6 protein-coding genes and 1 tRNA gene are annotated in these 4,905 nt (G+C 45.2%); 3 read left to right on the plus strand and 4 right to left on the minus strand.

Annotated features, from left to right (window positions below):
• Window positions 1-252 precede the first annotated feature (252 nt).
• From ACLFWI_RS26735 to ACLFWI_RS26745, 3 genes are all read left to right on the plus strand, one after another.
• Complete coding sequence (locus ACLFWI_RS26735) at window positions 253-777, plus strand: Uma2 family endonuclease (RefSeq protein WP_446415444.1); 525 nt, start codon at window positions 253-255, stop codon at window positions 775-777.
• A gap of 17 nt (window positions 778-794) precedes the next feature.
• Window positions 795-917, plus strand: a complete 123-nt coding sequence (locus ACLFWI_RS26740; RefSeq protein ID WP_446415445.1) for a hypothetical protein — start codon at window positions 795-797, stop codon at window positions 915-917.
• A gap of 249 nt (window positions 918-1,166) precedes the next feature.
• Entirely contained in the window at window positions 1,167-1,532 is a 366-nt protein-coding gene (locus tag ACLFWI_RS26745) for a hypothetical protein (protein ID WP_446415446.1), read from the plus strand.
• Window positions 1,533-1,614: 82 nt separating this feature from the next.
• On the opposite strand, the gene fba is transcribed toward ACLFWI_RS26745, so the two are convergent.
• From fba to ACLFWI_RS26765, 4 genes are all read right to left on the minus strand, one after another.
• Entirely contained in the window at window positions 1,615-2,694 is a 1,080-nt protein-coding gene (fba, locus tag ACLFWI_RS26750) for a class II fructose-bisphosphate aldolase (protein ID WP_446415447.1), read from the minus strand.
• Between the two features lie 178 nt (window positions 2,695-2,872).
• A tRNA-Lys gene (locus ACLFWI_RS26755) sits at window positions 2,873-2,944 on the minus strand.
• Between the two features lie 68 nt (window positions 2,945-3,012).
• The gene (locus ACLFWI_RS26760) at window positions 3,013-3,882 is read right to left on the minus strand and encodes an aldose epimerase family protein (RefSeq protein WP_446415448.1); all 870 of its coding nucleotides are present in this window, start codon (window positions 3,880-3,882) and stop codon (window positions 3,013-3,015) included.
• A 357-nt stretch (window positions 3,883-4,239) separates the two neighbouring features.
• Window positions 4,240-4,455, minus strand: coding sequence for a hypothetical protein (locus tag ACLFWI_RS26765; RefSeq protein ID WP_446415449.1), 216 nt, complete (start codon window positions 4,453-4,455; stop codon window positions 4,240-4,242).
• Between the last annotated feature and the right edge of the window lie 450 nt (window positions 4,456-4,905).

Below are 4,905 nucleotides of genomic sequence, written 5' to 3' on the forward strand. Positions count from 1 at the left end.
TGCGGCATGGCTTCGCTAAACGCACTACAAGGATTGCGCCATTATTGATATTAAGCGATCGCACGGCTGGGGGAGGGCGGGTTTGGTACAACAGTTAGCGGTTATATGCCAAAGGTTAGTCCCTAAACCCGCCCCTACGGGTTATGTGGATGAGGGCGCGATAAAATAGACAATCTCTTGGAGACGATATTACGGCATTCCGTCAAGTCCAAGAAACACTGGAATTAGCCTGGAAGGAGGCGACTCGCAACCATGACAACGACTCTAGATCAAACCATTACCTTAGCCGAATTCCTCAACCAGCCAGAGACAAAACCTGCCAGTGAATTTATTAATGGTCGCATCTACCAAAAACCAATGCGCCAAGGCAAACACTCTCGCCTACAGTTTCAACTTTGTAATAAGATAAACCACGTCGCTGAAGAGTCGCAAATTGTCCTCGCTTTTCCTGAACTGCGTTGCACCTTTGGCGGGCGTTCAATTGTTCCTGATGTTACCGTATTTCAATGGCAACGAATACCTATTGATGCTAACGGTGAAATCGAAAATGTATTCGCGCTTTCTCCCGATTGGACAATTGAAATTCTCTCCCCTGATCAGAATGCCACAAAGGTAATCAGAAATATCCTCCATTGTCTGAGACACGGTACTCAGTTAGGATGGTTTATTGACCCGGATGAGCGATTAATTCTGGTATTCTTGCCGGGAGAACAACCCCTGGAGATGACAGGTGATGATCTCTTACAGGTTCAGAACAACCGCTCTATGGTATGGTAGCCAATGGTAGCAGCTTTTTGTTCATCAAAACATTAGGCAAACAGTATGGAATTTCGGATTTGTTTGCCACGCGATCGCACTATCTTAACAATCTTTATGAAGTGTTGAGAATCTTGAAGCACTTGGGGCGTTTAATTTAGTAACCCTTGACAAGGTGAACAGATTGTGTATTCAAAAGACAACTGATTATGATGACGCGATCGCATGGTGATTCATCCTGCGACTAAGACAACAAACTGGTCTGATGATAAGCTGTTCGGCATTTAAACCTTAATGTCAAGAATGGCAAAATCCTTGTAGTGCGTTTAGCGAAGCCATGCCGCAGGCTTTGCATCTTGCTCGCTGCTAATACCCAATTTAAATGCATGACAGCTTACGGAGACTAGATTATGTTAGATATTATTTTCTACTCGGCTAATAATCAGGAACCAGAGTATGTAGAATTATCAGAAAATATTTATGAATGGTTAGCTCAATCAACCTTCTCGAAAATTGGGCAATCCTTAGAAACAAAAATAAAAATAGATGGAGAAGAAGAAAAATTACCGTTAGTGCCGTTAGATCAAGAGAATCGCCGCCAACTCAGACTATTTTTCCTGGAAGCGATCGCAGACGAAAGTAATGTCGTCCTAACTCAGCTTGAAACCTGTGCTGCAAAAGCCGACTACCAACAGGCTACTTATCGCTTAAAAAAACTGCAAGAGTTACGTAAGTGTGTAGAAAACCAAAACTATCAGTATCTTCAGCGCGTCTAACTGATCTTCTCTTCCCCAACCAGCAAAATCCCCCGCCTATTAACGGGGGATTCGCTATAAATGGGTGTTACCCGGTCAACGATTAAGCCTTTACAGTCTGCTTAGTAACAGCCGCTAACTCGCCCTTGGCATACTTAGCCGCAAACTCATCCAATGTCATTTGCTTAATCTTGCTAGCATTACCCGCCGTACCGAATTGCTGATAACGATCCGAGCAAACCTGCTTCATGTACTTAATCGAAGGCTTCATGAAATGGCGCGGGTCAAAGTTTTTGGGATCTTTGGCAGCCGCTTCACGGATTGCAGCAGTGATTGCCAAACGATTGTCGGTATCAATGTTAACCTTACGAACACCGCTCTTAATGCCCTTTTGAATCTCTTCTACAGGCACACCGTAAGTTTCTGGGATTGCACCACCATATTGGTTGATCATATCCAGCCACTCTTGAGGTACAGAGGAGGAACCATGCATTACCAAATGAGTATTAGGTAGACGGTTATGAATTTCCTCAATCCGACTGATGGCAAGAATTTCACCCGTGGGCTTACGAGTAAACTTGTAAGCACCGTGACTCGTGCCAATGGCTACGGCTAGAGCATCAACTTGGGTGCGCTCAACAAACTCAACGGCTTGATCCGGGTCAGTCAACAATTGTTCACGGGACAGCTTACCTTCTGCACCGTGACCATCTTCCTTGTCACCCATCCCCGTTTCCAAAGAACCGAGACAACCCAGTTCCCCTTCAACGCTGACACCGACAGAGTGAGCAACTTTTACCACTTCAGCCGTGACATTCACGTTGTACTCGAAGCTAGCTGGAGTTTTGGCATCTTCTTCCAGCGAACCGTCCATCATCACACTGGTAAAACCATTGCGGATAGCCGAGTAGCAAGTAGCTGGACCATTCCCATGGTCTTGGTGCATAGCAATGGGGATATGGGGGTAAGTTTCCACTGCTGCCGTGATCAAGTGGCGCAGGAAGTTCTCACCTGCATATTTGCGAGCGCCGCGAGAGGCTTGTAGGATCACGGGGCTGTCAGCTTCATCAGCAGCCTGCATAATTGCCAGGATCTGCTCCATGTTGTTAACGTTATATGCTGGAATGCCATAGCCATTCTCTGCCGCATGATCTAAAAGCAGCCGCATGGGTACGAGTGCCATAAAAAAGTCCTCCTAACTTTAGGTGTTTTGTCAGCTAGTCGTTTCTAGAAACTTAATTCTTAGAATAATCTTAAGATATTTTTCAGTTTATAGGAAATTATCTTGTCAAGATTCTAAAATTAGTCTTCTTTATCAACTCCACAGTGCCTGACTATAAAGAAAAATAAATATGACAAAATGGGTCGCCTGGGATTCGAACCCAAGACCAATCGGTTAAAAGCCGAGTGCTCTACCGCTGAGCTAGCGACCCAAAGTCATGCGCGTTTTCAAGCGCCGTTTTCTACAATAGCAGAAATCACCAAAAATGTAGAGGGTTTTTCAAAAAAAAGTGGCGTTGAGTTGGATCGAAGTCTCCAAACTCTCTCCAGGAGGCAATTTGGTGAGATGGTCTCCTGTGTTTAAGGCGTTACGGGGAGCGCTCCAGGGTTCCAAACAGTAGTAGTCTTTGCCTTTAACCGTCCAGAAGACCAGAGTTGAGTAGGGTTCACCGTAGGTCAGGGTTAGTTTTAACCGCCGTTGCTGGTCGGTCACCGTTGCTGATTGACCCGTGAGTGGGCGAAAGGCGACATCAATTTCATCCTTACTCCAATCAAAGCCGCCCGTGAAGGGGGAAACTTGTCCAGTTAGCTGATCCTGATACTCTGAAGCCGGAATCTCAAATTGGAGTTGGGTTTTATCTGAGGTTAAGAAGTACGGATGCACTCCTGTCGAAAAGGGCATCACCTCAGCCGACTGATTCGTATAGCGCTGGATTAGTGTCAAGGTATTGCCCTGAAGTTGGTACGTGAAGGTGAGTTGCCAGTCGAAGGGATAAACAGCGCGAGTTTGGTCATTACTATTCAAGACTAGGGTAAGGCTAACCAAATCATTCGTCACCCGTTCTGTGACCTGCCAGGGCAAATCGCGGGCGAAACCATGCTGTTTGAGTTGATCTGGTTTGCCCTGATGGGTGTAGGTATTGTCCGGTAAGTTGCCGCAGATGGGAAACAGAATCGGGATACCACCTCGCACAGTCAAGGTCGGGTCTCGAAACCGTTCGGCATCGAAGTAGAGGATGTCCTGACCTTGAACACTCCAGTGAGAGATTAGACCGCCGCGTTCGGGAACGACTTCCAACCGAGACTGAGAGTCTTGGGCGGTGAGGATATAGGTTGAGTATTGCTCCTGTTTGAGCGCGATCGCAAACATCTGTCTGTTGATTTCCTTAATAATTGAGCGGCTGGAGTTAGCGGCACGACTAACTTTAACAAACTCTTTTCAAAAAAACTGTGCTAATTTTACAAATTCTTAACAAAAAGCTTTTAGGATAGTACATAAGCAATTCTTGTAATTTTAGGGTTCAGGGGTGCCTACAGGCGATAAGTTGGTTTTAGAGTGACACACATCACTCTATATTGTGTTGAAAATCACACCAAGCAACTGACACTTATCAAGGTCTTTAACGCGAAGATCGTCGATAGTGTTAGGAGTACCCCTATGATTACAAATGCTTGGTTACCATGATTCTTCGCACTCTTGTCCAATCGGCTCTTAAAACCGGCTGCCTCAGCGTTGCTTCTGAGGGGCTAATTCGCCAAATTCTGGAAATAAAAGGTTATCAAACATCAGAGCTTGAGGCTTTGACTGTTCTTTATGAGGCGGTGAAGTCGGGTCAAATAGAGCGGGAGGCTCATGATACTCGTTTTCTGTCATTTCCTGATCTGCACAGGCAAAGCGCCGTAACAGGCGTGTAAACTTCCCAGCTTCAACCGGGTTCAGCATAGAGTGAATAGAGTGATCAGTAACCAAGGATTTACAGCAGGTTTGACCTCACGTTTCAGGGAGGATGTTACTGTGCTAAAATACTACCAAAGGGTTAATTCCTTTCAAGTGTGATTTGTCAAGCAACAAAAGGCTGGCAAGTCGGCGTTGAAAGTAAACCCTTAACACAACCCTTAATTAAAGGTGGGGGGAGGCTATAAGTCTAGCGCTGTAATTAAAGATTCAGCGCTGGGATACATGGACATTCGCCCAAGTAAATTTTACTCAGTCAATCCTGATAAAATTTACATTTTTCCGGACATGTCTAAACTTTAAACACCTACATAGTACCTATCAACCAGGATGTATAACCTGGATTAAAGTGCGCTAGTCTCAATGGCGAAATACACAGTTTCCTTTCCTTTGTGTGGCTCTTTACCAATGCCAATCCCTCAAATATCGGTTATTTGC

It is taken from the genome of Coleofasciculus sp., assembly GCF_046539235.1.
Taxonomy (GTDB): Bacteria; Cyanobacteriota; Cyanobacteriia; order Cyanobacteriales; family Coleofasciculaceae; genus Coleofasciculus.